Origin of the sequence: Chroogloeocystis siderophila 5.2 s.c.1 (assembly GCF_001904655.1) — a bacterium.
GTDB lineage: Bacteria > Cyanobacteriota > Cyanobacteriia > Cyanobacteriales > Chroococcidiopsidaceae > Chroogloeocystis > Chroogloeocystis siderophila.
Genome location: NZ_MRCC01000019.1, coordinates 20683 through 38129 on the forward strand (window position 1 = coordinate 20683; position 17447 = coordinate 38129).

14 protein-coding genes are annotated in these 17447 nt (G+C 39.0%); 5 read left to right on the forward strand and 9 right to left on the reverse strand.

Annotated features, from left to right (window positions below; genetic code table 11):
- Positions 1-89: 89 nt before the first annotated feature.
- The 9 genes from NIES1031_RS19505 to NIES1031_RS19545 all read right to left on the reverse strand — a co-directional run bounded on the left by NIES1031_RS19505 (position 90) and on the right by NIES1031_RS19545 (position 9437).
- A complete protein-coding gene (locus NIES1031_RS19505; protein WP_073551139.1) occupies positions 90-1403 on the reverse strand; it encodes an NAD(P)/FAD-dependent oxidoreductase in 1314 nt (437 codons plus the stop codon).
- 155 nt (positions 1404-1558) lie between these two features.
- Positions 1559-2572, reverse strand: coding sequence for an NAD-dependent epimerase/dehydratase family protein (locus NIES1031_RS19510; protein ID WP_236738917.1), 1014 nt, complete (start codon positions 2570-2572; stop codon positions 1559-1561).
- Positions 2573-2594: 22 nt separating this feature from the next.
- Complete coding sequence (locus NIES1031_RS19515) at positions 2595-2933, reverse strand: EamA family transporter (RefSeq protein WP_073551140.1); 339 nt, start codon at positions 2931-2933, stop codon at positions 2595-2597.
- A complete protein-coding gene (locus tag NIES1031_RS19520; RefSeq protein ID WP_236738918.1) occupies positions 2930-3232 on the reverse strand; it encodes a DMT family transporter in 303 nt (100 codons plus the stop codon). The genes NIES1031_RS19515 and NIES1031_RS19520 overlap by 4 nt, the downstream gene beginning before the upstream one ends.
- Before the next feature lie 158 nt (positions 3233-3390).
- Positions 3391-4527, reverse strand: coding sequence for a DegT/DnrJ/EryC1/StrS family aminotransferase (locus NIES1031_RS19525; protein ID WP_073551142.1), 1137 nt, complete (start codon positions 4525-4527; stop codon positions 3391-3393).
- A gap of 14 nt (positions 4528-4541) precedes the next feature.
- Complete coding sequence (locus tag NIES1031_RS19530) at positions 4542-5147, reverse strand: acyltransferase (RefSeq protein ID WP_073551143.1); 606 nt, start codon at positions 5145-5147, stop codon at positions 4542-4544.
- On the reverse strand, positions 5137-6147 hold the full coding sequence (locus NIES1031_RS19535; RefSeq protein ID WP_073551144.1) for a Gfo/Idh/MocA family protein: 1011 nt from the start codon (positions 6145-6147) through the stop codon (positions 5137-5139). Before NIES1031_RS19535 ends, NIES1031_RS19530 begins: the two co-directional genes overlap by 11 nt.
- A 109-nt stretch (positions 6148-6256) precedes the next feature.
- Positions 6257-7570: a nucleotide sugar dehydrogenase gene (locus NIES1031_RS19540; protein WP_073551145.1), complete on the reverse strand. Its 1314-nt coding sequence runs from the start codon at positions 7568-7570 to the stop codon at positions 6257-6259.
- A gap of 901 nt (positions 7571-8471) precedes the next feature.
- Entirely contained in the window at positions 8472-9437 is a 966-nt protein-coding gene (locus NIES1031_RS19545; RefSeq protein ID WP_073551146.1) for a DUF3102 domain-containing protein, read from the reverse strand.
- Between the two features lie 1479 nt (positions 9438-10916).
- On the opposite strand from NIES1031_RS19545, the gene hepC reads away from it, so the two are divergent.
- From hepC to NIES1031_RS19570, 5 genes are all read left to right on the forward strand, one after another.
- Complete coding sequence (gene hepC, locus NIES1031_RS19550) at positions 10917-11834, forward strand: heterocyst development glycosyltransferase HepC (RefSeq protein WP_073551147.1); 918 nt, start codon at positions 10917-10919, stop codon at positions 11832-11834.
- Positions 11835-11889: 55 nt separating this feature from the next.
- Complete coding sequence (locus tag NIES1031_RS19555) at positions 11890-14088, forward strand: GumC family protein (protein WP_073551148.1); 2199 nt, start codon at positions 11890-11892, stop codon at positions 14086-14088.
- A gap of 14 nt (positions 14089-14102) precedes the next feature.
- Positions 14103-15377, forward strand: coding sequence for a lipopolysaccharide biosynthesis protein (locus NIES1031_RS19560; RefSeq protein ID WP_236738919.1), 1275 nt, complete (start codon positions 14103-14105; stop codon positions 15375-15377).
- A 57-nt stretch (positions 15378-15434) separates the two neighbouring features.
- Positions 15435-16325, forward strand: a complete 891-nt coding sequence (locus NIES1031_RS19565; RefSeq protein ID WP_073551150.1) for a glycosyltransferase family 2 protein — start codon at positions 15435-15437, stop codon at positions 16323-16325.
- A 107-nt stretch (positions 16326-16432) separates the two neighbouring features.
- Positions 16433-17161 carry a Uma2 family endonuclease gene (locus tag NIES1031_RS19570; protein ID WP_073551151.1) on the forward strand — a complete coding sequence of 243 codons (729 nt, stop codon included), beginning with the start codon at positions 16433-16435 and terminating at the stop codon, positions 17159-17161.
- Positions 17162-17447 lie beyond the last annotated feature (286 nt).

The window sequence follows — 17447 nt, forward strand, 5'->3', positions numbered from 1 at the left end:
AGTAAATGGGAACAAAGTTTTAGCAAAAATTACTAAAATATTTTGTACCCATTTATTTCAGTTTATCAACTTCGGTTAATACAGAAACTTTACGAGTGATTCCATACTGTTAAACGTTCATTTTTAAGAAATTCCTCAACATGGCGTACGACTGTATTATTGTTGAGTGTATCGTTTACAAATTGGGAAGTATTGAGAACTAAGAAATCTTTGTGACTAGTGGTAGCTTGTGGTGCTTTGCGCGAGTAGTTAAGAATCTGTAAAGGTTGAACGTGCTTGGCACGATTAATATGAGTGGTGACAATATCATTTTCACTTAAATGGGGAAACATATAACGAAGACCTGATACAAATAGTTGACGCAATTCTGCATCAGTTTTTTGCAACAGAGGATCGCTTGATAGGATATATTTTGGTAGATAGGTTAAATGTAATCCAGCAGTTTCTTGAAGCGATACAAGATTAGTCATACCGATCGCTCCAGTAAAAGGAACTCGACTATCAGCAATATTGACGATGTAGTGAGGAACTAAAGGTTTACGGGTAACTAATGCCATGCAGATGACACCGAGATATTCAATTGAAGTGCGATCACCACTCATTTGAACAAGACTAGGCGGTGCAACGTCTTGTAAAATTTCCACAGGTGCGGTAAAAATAACCTTATCAAAATGCTCTTTTTTACTTTTGTACTCAACCCACAAACCATCTACAGAATCAGGAATAATTCTGTTAATTGCTACACCGGTACAAATACAGCTACCCGCAGTATAAATCAACTTTTCAAGACGATCAAAAACTGTTTTATATCCTCCTACAACATAGCCTAATTTTTCTTTATTTAGAGAAGAATCACGCGCTGAGAACAAACGTTTAATATAAGACCATATAAAAACCGCAGAAACTTTTTTATAGTTTTCTCCAAGCTTCGCTAGTAGTAACGGTAGCCAAAATTTTTGATAAGTCTTCCTACCGCTAACTTTAACTAACCAATCCTCAACAGATATTCTTTCTAAAGGTTGCCAATTTTTAATGCGGGAGCCATATATTAAAGTAAAAGCTAGCCGAAACTTTGCCCACCAACTAAGAGGCGGAAAGCGTAAAAATTCTAATGTGTTACTAATTGAATATAATTTTTTATCGACATAGTAGCCTGTACCTGTACTGCGCCAACGTAACTGCTCACCTAAGCCAATATCATGTAAATATCTAATTAAATGCGTATCCGAAGGCAAGATAACATGATAGAAGCGATCCCACACAAAAGAACCGTAATCGTGATAAGTTGCAAGTCCACCTAGTTGATGATTACGTTCAAAAACAGTCACTATATGTCCTTGCTGCGAGAGACGATGAGCTAAAACTAGCCCCATCAAGCCACCACCAATCACTGCAATGTTCATATGAATTTTATAATAAATAAAGCAATTCTAAGTTATTCCTCTTATGTCTATCTTATGGAAAGACTACGTTATGTGATTTGTCAAATATAGGCGTCAACTTGTAACTTAGGTAATAGGTAATATCAATTACCCATTACCAATTACCAATCTATTTCTCAACTCAGCACAAGTAGACTTGAGTCCTCTTGTGATTTTAGACTGCGATGCCAAGCAATTGTTCTTAATAGTCCTTCTTCTAGAGAAACTGCCGCTTTGATACCAAGAATTTGCTCGCAACGTCTACTATCGGGAACTCTACGCCGCACATCTTCATACTTCTTCCCAGTAAATGATTCGTAAGGAACAAATCTAAGCTTAAGATTACCAGGTGTATCACTTAATATTTTAATAGTTTTAGCCAAGTTCAATATTGAAATTTCGCGATCGCTTCCTATATTAAAAATCTCGCCGTTGGCTTCAGGTTTGATAATTGCTGCGTAAATTCCAGCTATAGTATCACTGATATAAGTAAAACTACGTGTTTGTAAGCCATCTCCATGAATTTGAATTTCGCGATCGCTCAAAACTTGTTCAATAAAAACCGATTGTGGTCCACCCCACCAAGATAAGTGATGTCGCGGTCCATAGGAACCAAAAAAGCGTAAAATGACAACAGGAAATCCGTAACTTTCTTGATAAGCGAAGGCTAAATGTTCATCAAAAAGTTTAGAAACAGCATAACTCCAGCGGGCTACCTTTGACGAACCTAAAACGGAATCATCATCTTCGTTAAATGGTAATTTAGGATTGCGACCATAAACATCAGAAGTCGAAGCTAGAACGCATTTACAGTTACGCGATCGCGCAAACTCTAAAACATTTTCTGTTCCCTGATAATTAATTTTTAGCGTATCAATTGCTTTACCATAACGGGGAATTTTAAATGCTGCTAAGTGAACCAAACAGTCAAAGTCTTCTAAATCCGCAAATGTCGATGCTTCAGTGATATCCCGTTGTAGAAACTTAAACGCTGGATTATCTAGATGATGTGCTATGTTTTCTAGTTTTCCCATGCACAGGTTATCAACACCAACAACTTGATGACCTGCTGCTATAAGTTTATCTAGTAAATGAGAACCAATAAAGCCCGCAACTCCTGTAACTAATACTTTTCTTGGTAATATCATCATTCTATTTTCCTTATTTTAAAAATTACATTTGTACAACTAAACAAACTCCAGTGATGATGATTGCAATTCCTATCCATTGGCCAAAAACAATCTTTTCTTTAAGAATTTGATGTGAAGCCAAGGGAACTAAAGCAAACGTCAATCCAAGGGCAGGAAAAGCTTGGCTCAACGGAATTGTGCGTAAAACAACGAGCCATAATAGCGTAACAATTACATAACAAATAGACCAAATCCAAAAATAGTATGAATTAAAAATTTTCGGTGCCGAGGCATTATTATAGAGTGCGTATTTGAGAGATACTTGCCCAACAGTACCGAGAACTACGACAAGTAATAAAAATATCCAAGGAAGAACATTCATTTCGATATGAGTTGGCGATCGCTTTGAGATAAGGCGACAAATAGAACTCCGGTAAAGATGAGTAATACTCCTAGAATTCGTGTAAAGGTGATCGTCTCATTAAAGAAGTAGTACGAACCGAATAAGATTCCCACATAATTCAAACTACTTAAAGGATAAGCAACACTAAGTTTGACAACCCGTAGCGCTAAAACCCAATTTGCTACTCCAATCGTATAAGTCGCCAGTGCTAAACTTAATTGCACAACAAACGATAACGTAAATAGTTCTGTAGCAGCAATACTCATTGTATGCTTCATGAGCAGTTGTCCAGTAATACCAAAAAGTATACTAAGTGATAGCTTAAGGTAAGCACGTGGTTTAGCTCGAACCGTGGAAATTTGAGACATAAAAATCGGAATTAGCTATTTTTTTACATTCATTTCTCTACACAAATTACGAAATTAGCAAATGAGTATTATACGTATTCATGGATACAGGATAAATTTGCTGAAGCTTGACTGATTGCTTCGACAGTGATTTGTTGCTCGAATAAACTTAACTCAGGAAACATTGGTAATGATAAAACTTCAGTACTTAATTTTTCACTATTGGGTAGCGAACCCAAAGGATAATTCAAGTGACTATGTACTTTCTGCAAATGTAAAGGAATTGGGTAATAAACCATTGTGCTAATTCCTTTTTGATTTAGCTGTTGCTGGAGGCGATCGCGTTGTCCGTCCAAAACCCGAATCGTGAACTGATTCCAAACAGATGTACCGTTAGCAACAACGCTTGGCAGTACAATCCCTGCAACAGAAGCGAGTTGTTCTAAATAGTAATAGGCGATCGCCTTTCTAGCGGTGTTCCATTGTTCGAGATAGGGTAGCTTAACAGATAAAATCGCTGCTTGCAGTGTATCTAAACGGCTATTTAAGCCCAATTCTTCATGTTGATACTTAATTTTTCCCCCGTGTCGGCGCAGATACTCAACGCGATCTGCAATTTCAGGATCGTTTGTGGCGATCGCACCGCCGTCACCAAAACAGCCTAAGTTTTTTGTTGGGAAAAAGCTAAAACAACCAACATCACCAATCGTTCCGACTTTTTGTCCTTGCCAAACTGCGCCTGTTGCTTGCGCGCAATCTTCAATGACTTTGAGATTATATTTGCGTGCGATCGCCATGATCGTAGACATATCGCACGGACGACCGTAAAGATGCACAGGTAATATCGCCTTAGTACGTTCGGTAATCTTGCTTTCGATTTGCTGGGGATCGATATTGTAAGTTTCTAAATCGACGTCTACAAACACAGGAGTCGCACCCACAATCCCAATCGCTTCGGTAGTTGCGATAAACGTAAACGGCGTAGTGATTACTTCGTCTCCAACACCAATATTTAAGGCGCGTAAAGCTAAGTGTAAAGCATCAGTACCAGAATTGCATGAGATCGTAGAAGCACAATCAAGGTAGCTAGCAAACTGCATTTCAAAGCATTTCACTTGTGGACCCATAATATAGCGCCCATCAGCCATCACGGAACTAACGACATTGATTAACTCAGGCGCAAGTAGATGATATTGACTCTTGGCATCAAAACTTGGAATTTTCATATTCTAAATTGATTTCATTTTATTATTTGAATTTGGTGCGGGTTAGTATACTGATATTGGCGATCGCACTCGTTGCAAACGTGGATTTTATCTAGACTGACAAGCTTCGCGCCACACTCGCACATCCAACCGCGTTGTCTTGCAGGATTACCGTAGACAAGAGCATAATCAGGAACATCTTTCGTTACTGTAGAACCTGCACCTATGAACGCATGATGACCAATCGTTACACCACAAACGATTGTGGCATTTGCACCAATTGTTGCCCCACGTTTCACTAAAGTCACTAAATAATCACTAGCGGTGTTGCGTGGAATCGCTGATCGCGGATTTCTGATGTTTGTAAATACGCAACTTGGTCCGCAAAAAACATCATCTTCTAAAATGACGCCTGCATAAACCGAAACATTGTTTTGAATTTTAACGTTACGACCAATTTTCACCCCAGCCGCGACAAAGACATTTTGACCAAGCTTACAATTTTCGCCAATCTCAACATTGGGCATAACATGGCTAAAATGCCAAATTTGCGTTCCTGTACCAATCGTACAAGGAGAATCGACATAGGCTGATTCATGAACAAAGTAATTGGTAGCGGGTGGCTGTAATTTAACTGACAAAGCACTTCTCCCGAATATCAATTTCAATTATTGTGCCGTGAGTTGTTAAGGATGCTTGCGCTGATTCTAAAACGGTTAAAACATCAATCCCATTTTTGATTCCGGTGACGGGTTGTTGACGGTTTTGGACGCAATGCAGAAAATGCTGACATTCCAAAAGTAAAGGTTCGGCTTGCGGTAGCGGAATAATTTGTTTTGCATCTTTGTGCAAGATTGGCAAATGACCTTGAAATTCGACGCGCTGCGGGTAAAGGCAAAGTTTAGCATCCGTTGAGACATCATCAAAAACTGCCATTGCGCGATCGCCCACAACAACTAGCCGATGTTCTTTAAACGGATGCAGCCAACTTACGAAAATATGCGCTTTGATATTGTCAGCAAATTCTAAATTGATCGTACAAAAGTCTTCAACCGTATTAAGACTGCTACCAAATGCTTGAATGCGGCGCGGAAGTTCGCCTGTAAATCCGAGAATATTGCAAATATCGTGCGGCGCGAAACTCCATAACACGTTTTCTTCGGTGCGAACTTTGCCAAAACTTAAGCGATTTGAGTAAAGGTATTGCAGTTTGCCAAGTTTGCCATCAGCGACGAGTTGACGTAGTGTTACTAATGCAGGATGATATTCAAGCAAATGCCCAACCATTAGTAGGCGATCGCTTTTGTTTGCTAGCGTTTGAATTGCTAAAGCATTGCCTAAAGTCAACGCCAGCGGCTTTTCAACAAAAACATCTTTACCCGCAGCTAAAGCTTGCATGACGAGATCTGCGTGTGTTGTTGCAGGCGTTGCAATCACAACAGCTTGCACCTCTGGTAGTGATAATACCTGTTGAAAGTCTGTCACGCAAGGAACGTCAAATTGTTCGCTGAGTAACTTGACTGTCGTATAGCTAGCATCGCAAATAACTCTTAAGACACCAAGTTGGGCAAAGCTGCGGACAAGATTTTTACCCCAATAACCACACCCAACAACTGCTATATATTTGTTTTGACAATACATAATTTTCCAAAAATATACTTTCAGGAGTATGATGCGCCCCAGAATTCAAGGGAACCAAGCCTTTCAAAGTACCCCACATATAAAATTAGGGGGCTGTCAACACCTACTTTTATGCACTTACAGTGTTAGCAGTTCTCAAGCCTTTTGTTGCCAAAACGTTTCTCGTATCAATAATTAAAGATGAGTAGTCAGCAATTAGTTTGTAATCTACATCATCATGATCTGTAGCAATAATAACCGCATCAAATGTTGCTAAATTTTCTTTTGTTAATGCTGTGGATTGTAAATTAATTTCTGGAAAATGTCGATGATTTGTACACGTTGGTGCATAAGGATCGTGATAAGACACGTTTGCGCCTTGTTGTTGCAGTAGCTGAATGATTTTTAGCGCGGGGCTTTCGCGTTGATCGTCTACATTTTTCTTATAAGCGACGCCTAAAATCAAAACTTCAGAATTTTTTAATGGTTTTCCACAATTATTCAGTGCAGACACTAAACGGCTGACAACATAGCTTGGCATTAAAGTATTGACTTCACCAGCTAGTTCAATAAAGCGTAAAGAAAGGTCATACTCGCGGGCTTTCCATGTTAAGTAAAACGGATCTATAGGAATACAATGTCCGCCCCAACCAGGACCTGGATAAAATGCTTGAAATCCAAAAGGCTTAGTTTTTGCGGCTTCGATGACTTCCCACACATCGATGTCCATTTTATGAAAGAGAATTTTTAACTCATTAACGAGTGCAATATTCACTGAGCGGTAAATATTCTCTAAAATTTTACTCGCTTCAGCGGTGCGAGTTGAAGAAACGGATACAGTTTGCGTAATAATCTGGTTATACAACGTTTGTGCTAAATCGAGACACGTTGGGGTTACTCCACCAATCACTTTTGGCACATTAAATATTGAGTAGTCAGCATTAGCAGGATCTTCGCGTTCAGGTGAATACGCTAAAGCAAATTCTTCACCAACAACTAAGCCAGTTCCCGCCAGAATTGGTAATACGACTTCTTCGGTTGTTCCAGGATAGGTTGTACTTTGCAATACAACGAGTTGTCCCATTCTTAGATAATGTGCGATTTCGTAGGCTGTTTGAGTGACATAACTCAAATCCGGTTCGCGATGAATACTTAATGGTGTCGGAACACAAATGATGATGACATCGGGTTCTTTTAACCGACTCATATCACTTGTAGCGGAAATCAGCTTATTTTGTAGCTGTTCCCCTGGAATGTGTTTAATATAGGAGCGACCTTGCTCGATTTGATGAATTTTATTTTGGTCAATATCAAAGCCAATCACAGAAAAACCTTTTTCCGCAAAAGCTACGAGTAGCGGTAAACCAACATAGCCCAAGCCAATCACACCGATTGTTGCTTGTTTACTGGCAAGTTGCCCTTTGAGTTCTTTTAAGAAGTACATATTTTAGCACCATAAAAATGAAAGTAGCGGATGTAAGTTGTTGCTAAGAAGAATTGCATCATTGCTAATAGTTAGCCATGCTTGATATCAAGCATTTGCTTTTGTCAATTATTAATACTAGCCGCGATGCTCCTGAGTTACCTTTTATGTAAATTCTGAATAAACGAGTTACCTGCTACGGCGTTGCTGAATCCAGTATGATATTGTCCCCCAACCCCCCAATCCTGGGGGCTAAGAACCACTTAAAGTCCCCAAGGGAAGACCACTGCGGTGCGGAGGTGTCCGCGCCCCATAGCAAGTGGCGTGGATTTAGGGGCAGCAAACGGTTGATGATTTCAAAAATTCATTCCTCAGTCAGCAATACCCCTGCTACAGCACTGCTTCCCCAAGCTATTGTAGCGACTTGAATAAATTGTTAGTAACATTACAGTCACTATAGCCATTTACTTTGAAGTAGCATAACAAGTTGCATTGTTCCTTAAATCCACATCAGTTGCACTCAACGAGGACACCTGACCGGCGGACTATCTCCCCATACATGAGAGACTTTAAGGCTCTATTTCCCATAACGTTTGTTCACCGAGTCGAGAAGCAAATCCAGAAGTTCAAAGTGATACAAATGTGTATACACTGTAAAAGGAAATCGAGAGGGAAGTAAAACTCCTCAGAATATTTAATTTAGGTTCATTATTTGCACCTAAGTTAGAGATAATATACGACCAGCTACGCCTATCAGTTATTGCATCGTGTTACAAACATAGCAATTTCTTGATGAGTGCGTAAGGCGGACTAACTTACACTACTTGTGTTTACTATGTACCACTACTACTCGTAAGAAAGCAAGTGATTACGCAATATTTTAACAATTGTTATTGTTTTCAGACAAGTAGCTCGTTACTAGCTACAAAATATTGACTCTTTCTGCCTTTAAACCTGATTCAGCGATCGCCTGCTGTAGCGCGGCGGTATTGCTATCTCCGGTATAGACAAGCCGTTGTAAATTGTGGACAGCCGCAATGATTTCCCCACTCGGTAAAATCGGAAAAATAATTGAGTCTCCAGGTTGCGAGAACATCGTAATCAGTCGTTGTACCAACTTAACGTCTACTGCTGCTAGCTGTAAGATGAGTACAGCACTAGCTTTATCGAGTAACCAATCGTGCTGCCATTCTCCATCCGTTAACCCCAACGCTAAGGGAATCGAGGGCGGAAGTCGATTGATAAATTGCGGCGATCGCGTATTTCCATAAAATAATAAATGCTTTCTACCCAGCAAATACCAGTATGACAGTTGTTGAGATACAGGGGTGTCTTTTAGCTTTTTAGTTGCCGGTTCGACCCCTGGTGGCATAATCGAGACAACTTGCGGTTTAGCAACAATTTCTAGTGTTTCCGCTTGTGTTTCTTCTTGAACAACAGGCTTTGATTGTGGCTGATTGCGGTGTTCGAGTGCTTTGCGGATATCTTTGTGTGTGACTTTTTGCCCTGTTTGGGCTACTTCAATAAACTGATCTTTGATATCCTGAGGTGTCGAGGGCGAGGCTAATAGATAAAGCGCTGACGTCGCGATATTAAAGTGTGCAAATTTTGCACGCTCGTTAAAAGTTTCATAAACGTTGATAAAATTGTAAGCCGTACGGCGGCTCCATCCAAATTCAGCTTTCAACCAATTATCAAATTGTCCATGTTTGAGTCTTGAACGGACTTCAGCTAATTTTTGTCCGATTTCCCAAATATCTTGGGCTGTTCTTTGCAGTCTTTCTTTGAGTTCTTGCGTATGTTGCTGGATAAGGAGGCGATTTTCTGGATTCAACTGCGTATAATCAAATTCACCCTGAGAACGCTGGTTTCCTGGAAGGTCATTCATACTCACTTTCAATCACGCTTTTGGACTACTGTTAGCACTCGCAATCACGATTCTCCGCATCCAACACCTTATGATTAGTTATTTTTACTTAACTAAGTATGGTGGCAATCTTGATAAGTAGATCAAATAAGTTTTGCATATGAAATCAAGTACTTATGGTGAACGCTATTTAGGCATAACCAAATGTCCCAACATCAGTACTTTACCGTTGATAACAGATGCTTGGTTCTATCCTGTGAGGGAAACTTTTTTTTATTTAGTCAGAATTTATTTTATCTACTCTTTGCAATTTATACTAATGGTTTTTATTTTTTTTTACAAGAACAAATTATTTATCACATATTACAATTTATGTAGTTTATTGCTTCATTACTGACTAAGCCTTTGCTCTGACAAGTTGTCTGATGTTAATAGCTTTTACACTTTGCACATTAATAGAAGTTACACAGCTATCCCTACGTTTTAAATTTTAGTATATAAAGAGCTACCCCTCTAGAGGTAAAGTCAGAAGTCATATCTATTTTTTTAAAAATACATACTTTTTCAGTATCTTTCCTGTTCTTCCTCAGCAATACCACTTACCCTTAATACAAAATTCACAACATACAGCAGTAACAACAGAATACTGAGCGCGACGAAAGCAAAAACTATATAGATCAGCATATTGATTACAAATAACTATTATCTGTTAGGCAAGATGGCTAATGATAAACAGTATTAGCTGTCTGCAATCTATTATATCTTGATGGTCGAATAATATGTCAATCTTAAGATATGTTAGTAGTAGCAAGCGTTCTACTTACTATTTACTAGGATTTGAACGAAGTAAGCTACTAGTTGAACTTCATAAGAGGAGTACGCGTAGACTAGCTAACTTAATCAAGAAATGAGCAATCAATTTTGACTAATAACTTTTCTCATTCAACGATGAGACTTTTAACAAAAAGCATTTCTCAATAAATTTATAACGTACCAGGATATCAGAGTGCAGCCATTAGTAGTTATGCAAATAATTAATTGTATTTCACAGTATGTACACTTTTACTCATGAAGCGCTTAAACGGTTTATTGAATGCAATCCGATTTGCACCTGACTTTTGCATAACTTTGTTCTGATCTCTCGTGCTAGCCAAATTGAATCAAAACCGATAAAGTTACTGGTAATGCGGAACTAACACACTACTGACATATTTTTAATAAAGCAAAGTTATGTTTCTTACAAAATCAAAGCTATGAGTCAAAGGTAATAACTTACAAAATCTAAATTATTTTTGTATTTTGGATAACAATTAGCTACATAGCATACGAGTGTAAGTACTTAAATTAGTTTAACGATGCGATCGCTCGTCATGTGGTCTGTATACGGTACACTAAGCCGTTTTTGAGCATTGATGTTTGAGGCTTGCACGCAATTTAACTAAATTGAGCCAAGTGAAGTGTTATCGGTAGCTTGAGTTTATAAGAATTAAGAATAAAGACATGCTCAAATATAAAGCCGTAGATAGTAAGTTATCTATTTTAAATCAGCCTAGGCGAATTCAACTTAATTCTCCGCGCCGTCAATCACAATCAGTTCAAGGACAATTGACAATCGAGCAATTTCAAGAGTTTTCTCTACCAGCATCCGAAATTAGGCAGTACATTGTAGAATCCCTAGAAGGTTCGGCGGTAAAAAAAGTATGCCTGAATCCACAAATCGGTGAAGCGCAACTAGAGTTATGGGCAGATGCAGCCGCGCAAGCACGAAAGCCTGTATTTCTACGTATAGCCGTGATGGAGGCGTTGTATAAACATGACAACTCATTTCCTTGGCTGTGCAAGCGCCTTGCTGATTTTAGTGCGGCGGCGTTGTTGTTGATGCTACTAAGTCCTTTGCTATTAGTACTCATGTTGCTAGTGCGGCTTTATTCGCCTGGACCAATTTTCTTTCAGCAGTGGCGTGTCGGGCAAAGTGGTAAGTTATTCCGCATCTTTAAATTTCGCACGATGGTTGCGGATGCTGAAACGCAACATCATCAAGTTATGAAAAATCAGCAGGGATTACACAAGCTGAAGCACGATCCTCGCATTACACCCATGGGGCGTTGGATGCGCAAACTAAGCTTAGATGAATTACCGCAACTCATTAACGTATTACGGGGAGAAATGAGTTTGGTAGGACCGCGCCCGTGGGCGTTATATGATGCACTGCGCTTGAGTCCTGACGGGCAAAAGCGACTCAATGCTTTACCAGGAATCACCGGAGAATGGCAAGTTCGCGCGCGATCGCACCTTTTAGAGTTAGATGTTGTCAATGAGATCGATCTAGAGTACTTACGCAATTGGAGTCTTTACCGAGACCTCAAAATTCTCCTGCTTACGATTCCTCGAGTGATCTTCGGCGTTGGTGCTTGTTAGCAACATTGGATTTGGGAGCGTAAAAAGCAACTGCAACTATCATTTTAGCTGATAAATGGAAGTAACAGAACTCGACCTTCATAAATACTGGTACATTCTCAAACGTCGTTGGCTTCCTGCTGTTGCTGCGTTTGGCACTGTTATGGGTATTACTTATCTGCATACGTTATCAAGGGTGCCTATTTATCAAGCACAAGGAGAGCTACTCTTTAGACAAGATCGAAGCTCATCATTGATTGGCTTGCAGTCGGCGACGCAAGCCAATCCAACAACTCAGAACGACACATCACTAGCAACCGAAGCAAAAGTCATCCGTTCTATACCAATCTTGCAACAAGCTTTAGAGCAGATCAACGAAGCTTCCCAAAACACAACCTTGAGCTTAGAAAGTTTGCGACAAGGCTTAGATATCGTTGCTGTTGAAGGAACGGAGATTCTGCAAGTTGTGTATCGAGGTGAAGAACCTGAGCAAGCGGCTTTGATTGTTAACCAATTAATGAACGTTTATGTGAGCAAAAATTTATTAAATAATCGTGCAGCTGCAATTTCAGCAGGTAACTTCATTACAGCACAGCTTCCGAAAGTCAAGGCAAATTTGCAACGTGCCGATTTAGCTGTACGCAACTTTAAGGAAAAAAACCAACTTACGAATATTGAGCAATCGCAAACAGCACTAGCAGCAAACATCGAACGTGTTGGATCGCAGATTGATGCTGTGGAAGCACAACTTGTCGATTTAAATTCACGCACGCAAAGTCTTCAGCGCCAACTGGGAATGAATCCCCAGCAAGCAATGACGATCGCAACAATTAGCCAGTCATCAGCAATCCAAGGAGTATTAGCCGAATTACAAACTGTCCAGCGCCAGATTGCAGATGCGCGATCGCGTTATCGAGACGATCATCCGATTCTTGATTCGCTACAAGAGCGAGAAGCACGATTTCAACAACTACTACAAACGCAAACTAATCAAGTTTTGCAAGGTCAAACGCCTAATGGTAACAATCAATTACAAGTAGGACAAATTCAGCAAGACCTGATTTCTGATTTAATCGCAGCCGAAATTGAGCGCCAAGGCTTAATTTCGCAACAAGCTACCTTAACTCAGCAACAAAAAGCTTATCTGCAAAAAGCGACTAATTTACCTCGGCTGGAACAGCAGCAACGTGAATTAGAACGCGAGTTATCTGCTGCGCAATCAACTTACGAAGCTCTCCTGAGAAGTTTACAAGAAATTAAAGTTATCGAAAACCGGACAGTTGGTAATGTCCAAATTATTGAATATGCTCAAGTTCCTTCAGGAGCTATCAATGCTAGTAACACATCAGCATTAGCCGCTGGAAGCTTAGCAGGACTGATGATTGCTGGAGGTATTGTCTATCTTTTAGAGCTTACCGATAAAAAGATTAAAACGGCTAAAGAAGCTCGTGAAATTTTTGAATATAAATTACTTGGCACAATTCCACTTTTCCATAATGAATCTCAGACAGAACGTGAACAATGGCGAGTTCCCGTACTAGCTGAACCGCGATCGTTTATCACTGAAAGCTATCGAATGCTGCTAGCTAATCTTAAATTCCCTCCTTCGTTGGATCGCTCGTCTAGAGTCATTTTAGTAACAAGTTCTATCCCCAAAGAGGGTAAATCTACTACTTGTGCGAATTTAGCAGCAGTGATGGCATTGCTTAATTATAAGGTGTTAATTATCGATGCTGATTTACGTCATCCGTCTCAGCACCAGATCTGGGAGATTGCTAATCACATCGGGTTGATGAATACGATCACCAAACGTGTTGGAGTTAATAAGAAGGCTATTCAGCCAGTTGCAAAAAATATAGACGTGCTCACAACAGGTACTTCTGAATCAGACTTAGGTATTTTAATTGATTCTCGAAGTATGTCTACCTTAATTACGCAATATGCAAAACAATATGATTATCTCATCATTGATACTCCACCTTTAAGCATTGCTGCTGATGCCTCTATTTTAAGTAAGGTTGTTGATGGTGTAATTTTAGTCACTCGACCAGGCATTGCAGACATCAGTAGTTCTAGGTTTGCTAAAGAATATCTTGACCAATCTGGACAAAATATTTTAGGTATTGTAGTTAATGGTATTCCTCTCGACAACACTCTTCATAGTTACTATAGGCATGTCGAAAACAATACTGATGCAGGATCAGATTTTAAGCCATCAGACTTTATAAAAATCAAAGATTGGAGAAATACCTTGAGATTCTTTAGAAGACCATAATACTGAATATGCGAATGTTACAATTTTCTCCTAAAGCTATTTATTGGTGTAAAACCCTGAGTAAATTTGTTTCTGTACAATTAATCATTCAGGGGTTAGGTTTTATTAGTGGTCTTCTAATAGTTCGTACTCTAGATAAGCAGCAGTACGCCTACTTTACGATTGCTAACACCATGCAAGGGTCTATGACTGTGTTATCGGATAGCGGTATTACTGCTGGTCTTTCAGCTATTGGTGGTAGAGTTTGGCAAAATCGGGATCAGTTCAGTCAGTTGATCAATACTGCGCTGCAACTGAGAATATACTTATCTATTATCTCTGTTGTTGCTGTTACACCCATAACACTTTGGTTATTAATTAGTAATGGCGCATCAATTTTATCTGCAATTCTAATAGTAATCGTAATTATTCTAGGGTTAAATGCTCAGTTAACAATAGGAGTATTAGAAATTGTCCCCAGGCTTTACTCCCAAATCAATCGAATTCAAACTATAGAATTAGTACCTTCTGTTTCTCGCCTTGTCCTGTTACTCTGCGCTTATTTTACATCTTTAAATGCCCTAATAGCTGTTTTCATCTCATCACTTTCACTGCTGCTCAAACGTTCTGTTCTTATTAAATGGGTTACTCAAAATATAGATAGCGAAGCAAAAACTAATCAAGACTACTACCATGAAATATTAGCAGTTATTAAATCTTTATCACCAAATACTATCTTTTATTGCATACAAGGACAAATTACAGTTTGGTTGATTAGTTTTTTCGGCAATACACAAAATATTGCAGAGGTTGGAGCTTTAAGTAGACTGGCTGTTATATTTTCTATCATTAATTCAGTAATAGCAGGTATAATCTCTCCCAGTTTTGCTCGTTGCCATTCAGTAACTTTGTTACACCGTAAATATTGGCAAATTGTAGGCATTTCTTGTTTTCTTGGTTTCTGTATATTAGTATTTATAGCTATTTTCCCTGTGCAGATACTTTGGCTCTTGGGCGAACAATACGCGCATTTACAGAATGAGTTATTTTTGATTGCATTAAGTACAATTTTTAGTCACGTAGTGGGAGTTATGTGGTCTTTAAATTGCTCAAAGGCATGGGTTTCTTATTCGTGGTTTTCAATTCCAAGTACACTTACTACTCAGATTGCTTTACTCTTCTTAATAAATTTATCTACTATTGAAGGAGTAATTATGTTTGGAATTCTTTCTAATATCCCCTCTTTGGCTTTGAATATAGTATTGATGTACAAAGGTTTAGCTTCTTACAAAGCTTTGGATTTTGAATAGTTTTACTAAAAATAGCAAGGTTTATTTAGCACTATCGTATAAATTGTCTTAGGGATCATGAACGTGTTGGAGATACAGATAAGTGTCGCGTTGGTTACTCGAAATCGCCCTGAGTCGCTAAATCGTTGCTTGAAAAGTTTGCGATCGCAGAGCGTTCAACCTTTTGAAGTTATAGTGTCAGACGATTCTGATTTAGAATATGCTACAGCAACAGAGGCGATCGCCAAACAGTGGGACTGCCAATACATTAAAGGACCTAAACGTGGACTATACGCCAATCGCAATCATGCTGCACAAGCTTGCAAAGGGACTCATGTGCGAACCATGGATGACGATCACGAGTTTCCTGAAGACCATTTTCAAATACTTGAAGCTGTAGTTAAAGCAGATCCTCTTAGTATTTGGATTCTGGGTGAAAGCCATTACGATCAAATAGATTCTACAACAGGAATAGCATATTTACCTGGAGAAATTCAACCTAGAGGATTTAGTCAACTTCCTCGCAATCTTGATGATACTTGTGCTATTAGTGATGGAGCGACGATTTATCCACGAGCTATTTTCTCTTCTCACCATTACTTAGAGTTATTTAAATTTGGTAATCTTTATTTAGAGTTTGGAGCACGATTGAAAGCCTTGGGATATCGGATTCGTTATTGCCCAAAAACATACATCATTCATCATTACATTCATGATAAACGTTCTTTCAATGATCAGAAAATGCAGCAGCAAACTGCTTTTTTAGCTGCACTTTTAACTTATGGTTGTTATTTACCTAACTTTTTTAAGTATGTAGAATGCTTAAGTTATTTTAGTTTGATAGGATTAATAAGTACCTTGAAAATCAAAGATTATCACTTTAATATTTTTGATTTGTGGAGATTGTGGATAGTAGGCAGAAAATACCAGGAGCTTTTTAACAAGCAAAACTATGCTCAAATTATTTAAAAACTAAAGTAGAGTTTACATATTTGAAATATGATAATTTTTAAAATCTACCAGCGAATGAGCGCGATCGCTACAATAGATAATACTCCCATTGCTACTGGTGTCTTATGTTCCTCACAGTCGAACAACTAGAAGCACAGCTACCCGATGCAACTCAGCTACTGAGTGACGAGCCAGAAATGGAAAGTTCTCTACATTATCTGCAACTATTGTTGTTGGTTACGTGCTTAGAATGGCTGTGGCGCGAGCGAAACGATTACTTTATCGGTGCTAACTTGACAATTTACTACAGCAGGCAGCAACTACGCAATCGCGATTTTCGAGGACCAGACTTTTTTCTAGTACAACCCACAGAGAAACGTCCGCGTAAATCGTGGGTGGTTTGGGAAGAAGAAGGCAAATACCCTAACTTAATTATTGAGTTACTTTCTGATTCTACGGCTGGAGTAGATCGCACGCTCAAAAAGGAGCTTTACCAAAATCAGTTTCGCACTCCAGAATACTTTTGGTTTTCCCCAGATACTTTAGAATTCCAAGGTTTTCGTCTTAGTGGTCAACACTATCAAGAAATCATGCCCAACGATGCAGGATGGCGTTGGAGCGAAGTGCTAAATCTGTATATAGGTATTGCTGAAGGTAAATTACGCTACTTTACATCGGATGGAAGCATAGTACCAACTCCTGAAGAAGCAGCTATACAGATACAACAACAAGCACAGCAGGCGCAACAACGTGCTGAGCAAGCAGAATCACAATTAGAGCAAGAGCAAGCGCGAGCAGAACGATTAGCTAATCAACTGAAAGCTTTAGGAATTGAGCCAGATTTAGATAGTTGACGTCAATCTAATTTAGCGCTTCATCACTCATCTAGTAAGTCGTTGTCTAAGTCATATCAGTTAGCCAAAGCGATGCGATCGCCTTATCTAAACTAAGCTACTAACAAGTTTGAAAGCTTATGATTATTAGCTAACTTGTAACTGACTTTCTTACGATATTAGCTATTGTAAAAATTAAGGCATTCAGATAAATTTGAAACAATATATTTGAGCTTGCGTAGAGCATATCTTCCGTATGCGCAAGTCAAAATTATTAGTATTGCAATTTTAGTTATCAAGCTTCAGC